This is a genomic window from Paenarthrobacter sp. CM16 (genome assembly GCF_013179505.1).
In the GTDB taxonomy this organism is placed as follows: Bacteria; Actinomycetota; Actinomycetes; order Actinomycetales; family Micrococcaceae; genus Arthrobacter.
On sequence record NZ_JABMCX010000362.1, the window covers coordinates 1 to 3,990 of the forward strand.

Annotated in this window: 3 protein-coding genes; all 3 read right to left on the minus strand. The window is 64.6% G+C overall.

The window, feature by feature from the left end; all coding sequences use genetic code 11:
* On the minus strand, nt 1–1,514 hold a 1,514-nt coding region (locus tag HP499_RS25310; protein ID WP_253951737.1), incomplete at its 3' end, for a hypothetical protein.
* A gap of 213 nt (nt 1,515–1,727) precedes the next feature.
* The gene (locus HP499_RS21685; RefSeq protein WP_172326170.1) at nt 1,728–3,581 is read right to left on the minus strand and encodes an FG-GAP-like repeat-containing protein; all 1,854 of its coding nucleotides are present in this window, start codon (nt 3,579–3,581) and stop codon (nt 1,728–1,730) included.
* A gap of 15 nt (nt 3,582–3,596) precedes the next feature.
* Nucleotides 3,597–3,990, minus strand: a 394-nt coding sequence (locus HP499_RS21690) for a VCBS repeat-containing protein (protein WP_172326171.1), incomplete at its 5' end; no start/stop codon positions are given.

Consider the following 3,990-nt stretch of genomic DNA (forward strand, 5'->3'; position numbering starts at 1 on the left):
CAGCCCTGACCGATCTTCTGGGCGGGCAACCAGCCGCCGCTGCCGTTGCTGGGGTACAACCACAGGTTGCCCCCGGTATCGCGGGCGAAGATGTCCCCTGTCCCGTCCGCGTTGAAGCCCTTACCGCGGGTTTTGTCGGCCAATGGACCCACAAGGTCAACAACTTCGGTGATAGCCGAGCCTGCGTCGAAGCGGGCCGTTACTCCGGCCGTGATGATGTTTCCCTTGTCAGCCATGGTTGTCCGGTAGTCCCGGGACGTGGCGCCCGGAATGGGAGTGCCGTTGCGCTTCCAGACGTATGTATAGCCAGGCTGCCCGCCCTCGGGATCGACACCTGCGGCACCGTGCTCCAGCCGGAGGACGCCGCCCACTGACGCGTCTCCGGTGATGCGCAGGTTGCTGACCCAGACCCTGCGGGGCATCGGCCCGAACGCCAAAGTGGAGACGCTGGCGGGCAGATACCCTGCCGCCCGGGCAGTCATCTTCACCCAAACCATGTTTGCGGGGTCGGAGGACATGTTGGACTGGTACTCGTCCGTTACGGCGTAGTCGATGGGATTGCCGTTCCGGTACCACTGAAAGTCGGAGAGAACTGGTTCCACGGGCCATGTTCCACGCTGGATACTGAGGACCGTATTGGGAACCAGATCCCCCGCAATACTCGGCGCCACCGAAGGAGTCAGCTTCTGCAGCACCTTCGCAGGGTTGCTCACCGTAAAGTCGCCGGCGGAAAGTGCTGCCCGCACGGCGGTTCCCATCGGAACCGGCGATGTCCGCTCCAAGGTGCCGTCACGAACGTAGCTGTCCTTGGCCAAACCGTCGAAGTAGGAGACCTCGATGCGCTCCAGCGTGTACTTACCGGAAGCTTGGGCGGCAGTGATTGCCCCTGTCGCCGTAACGGTCTGGGGTCCCGGCGCCGGGGTGCCTGTCCATGCCAGCTCGAAGGTGGTGACCTCCGAAGCGTCGCGGTAGATCAGGCGGACTGACTGGGCAAGCTGTGAGAGTTTCACTTGCACCCCGGACGTTTGTCCGGGAGCGAAGATGGCCTTGGCCGGCAGGAGGGAGGTAGGAACAGGAGCAACGTACGGCAGCAGCGGGTTCTTGATCTTGAAGTCCAGTGCCACGGGATCACCAAGAGGCGAGGTGCCCGTTCCGGGCGGGTAGACGCCGCCGCCGCGGTAGTACACCTGGGAGGTGCCCGCAGTCGTGATCACCTGGACGTAGCTCACCTCGATCGTGCCGTTTGGCCATGAGGACGCGGAAGCGATGCCGGCAACAGTTCCGGCCTTGGCGCCGGCGGAGGTCCAGGCCATAATGTGGGTTCCCGCAGCACTCCGCAGCCCCACTTCAACACGCTTGACCGCAGCGGAGGTGGTGAAGGAAAAGCTGACTGGAGCGCCGGCGTCGACTGTTAGTGGGGAGGCCCGCGTAAATGTGGAGAGGACCGGCGTGGCGGCCATGGCAGGTGAAACCGGCGTCACAACAACAGCCGCCAGAACAACGGCAACCGTCATCAAAAGCGCGCGAACCACGGTGGACGCAGCACGAAAGCGCAGAGCAGGATGAGACCCCAAGATTCCCCCAATTGGTGCAGACCAGAGCGGCCTGTGGAGGCCAATTGAGTTGAGGATACAGCCCGGCATCCCTGGGGACAGCTATTGGGATTGGATTAGCGTTATTCTCCCGAATGTGTCGTGGGTCAAACCCGAAACTCAACCAAAATCGGCTTAGAACACCGCTGTGAACGCGCCCCAGCCCCAACCGACAACGCCAGCGCCCTTCCAGCCTCCGCTGCCATTGCCGTAGTACATGTTCAGCTGGCCGGCGGAGTCGATGGCCCAGACATCGTTGATGCCGTCGCCGTTGAAGTCGCCTGCGCCGCCGATGCGTGCCATGACGTTCCAGCCGGTGCCGACGGCGCGCGCTGTAGTCCAGCCTCCGCTGCCGTTCCCGCCGTAGAGCCGGAGGTTCCCGGCATTGTCGCGGCCCATGACATCGGGATTCCCGTCGCCGTCGAAGTCGCCCGGGGAGAAGACCTGGCTCAAGGCATCCCAACCTTGGCCTACCGCGCCGGGGGAGCGGAAACCGCCGCTGCCGTTGCCGGGGTAGAGGACCAGGGCTCCTGCGGGCGTGCGTGCCAGAAGGTCGTTGGTGCCGTCCCCGGAAAAGTCGCCGGCCGGAATGACGGCGTCAAAGACGTCCCAACCCCAGCCGACTTCCTTGCGGGGCAGCCATCCGCCGGTTCCGTTGCCCGGGTAGAGGAACAGGGTGCCGGCGTCGTCGCGTGCCAGGACGTCGTTGAACCCGTCGCCGTTGAAGTCGCCGGCGTTGAACACGCGGTCAAAGACATCCCAGCCATATCCGATTGTCTTCGCGGCCTGCCAGCGTCCGGCGCCGTCGGTGGGGTAGAGCAGCAGGTTCGCCGAGGCGTTCCGGGCGAACAGGTCCAAGGAGGTACCGGCGTCGAATCCTGCTGTGTGGGCTTTGTTCCTGACCACGGTGCGGCTGTACACGGTGAAGGGCCGCGTGGCAGTGACCGGATTGCCGGCCTGGACTACTGCACGGAAGCCCACGACGGCGCCACGGTCGGCCGCGGTCAGCGTGTAGGTTTTGGCGGTGGCCCCGTTGATCGGGGTACCGTTCCGCACCCATTCATACCTGATGCTGACGGTACCGCCGGCTGTTCCGGTGGAAACGCCGGCCTCGTTGAAGAGGCCGGTGAGTTTCTCGCCGATGGTCAGTTTGCCCAGGAGCGTGGGGGCAGTTGCGGTGATGGGCGAGGTGGGTGTGAGCGGCAGGGAGGATGCCGATACAGCCCGGTAGCCTGACCGGGTGGCCGTGACCCTGACGGACAGGGTCTGGTCGAGGTCGGCTTCGGCTACCCGGTAGCTGTTGACGGTGGCGCCGGCTATGGGCTGACCGTTCCGCAGCCATTGGTAAGCGAAGCCGGTGGGCGGGTAGGTCCAGGTGCCGTTGTCCGTGGTCAGTACTTGGTCATAGCGTGCCACCCCGGACACCACTGGTGGCTTGGTGTTGGGATTGTCGATGAGCGGAAAGTTGGGGTTGTTCACGGCGAAGTCGACGCCGTCCAAAGCGCCAGGCCGCTGCGTAGGTGCTTCGAGGCCTTGGCTCAAGGAGAGGATGTTGCCGTCGCGGCCATAGCGCACGGACCCTTGCCCGGAAGGAAGCACAATGTTGACGCTGAGGAGTTTGTACCGGCCCGTTCGTTTGAATGCGCTTCCGTTGACCGGCACTTTGGCCTGCGCACTGTAGGGCCCCGGAGCGGTACTGGTGGGTCCGTAGAGGATGGCCTGCTCCAACGTGTCCTCGTTGACGTAGGCGAAGCCGACTTCCTGGGCAGGGCCGCTGAGGGTGAAGGACAGGGAGATGACGTTGCCGGGAACCACTGTGGCAGGTGATGTCCGCGTGACGACGGTGGGGAGCGGCGCCGGTCCTGCCGCGGTTGCCCGCGTCGGTGGGATGGCGATGGCGAGGGCGGCGCACAGGAGTACTGCCAGCAAGAGATGGAAACCACGCCGCGTGGGCTGCCGTGAAGGAAGAACGGAAGAATGAAGTGTCATGGAATCCCCCAATCTTTAGAAGACTGCGCTGAAACCGCCCCAGCCCCAGCCGATGGCACCGGCGCCGTTCCAACCGCCGTCGCCGTCGCCGTAGTAGGCGAGCAGTTGGCCGGAGCCGTCCACCGCATAGACGTCTACGTTGCCGTTGCCGTCAATGTCGCCCGCCGCGCCGATGGTAGTCATGCCGCCCCAGCCCTGGCCAACCACAGCCATGCCGGCCCAGCCGCCCGCGCCGTTGCCTTTGTAGAGGCGCAAGGCTCCAGCGGCGTCGCGTGCCATGACATCTACGTTGTGGTCGCCGTCGAAGTCGCCAGGGGTGATGATTTTGTTGACCGCGTTCCAACCTGTGCCCACCACGGAACGGTTGAGCCAGCCGCCTTTGCCGTTGCCCGGGTAGAGGTAGAGGAGG

Excerpts from the sequence above, each read along its gene's own strand:
- HP499_RS21685 (WP_172326170.1), bottom strand. The coding sequence starts at position 3,581 with ATGACACTTCATTCTTCCGTTCTTCCTTCACGGCAGCCCACGCGGCGT.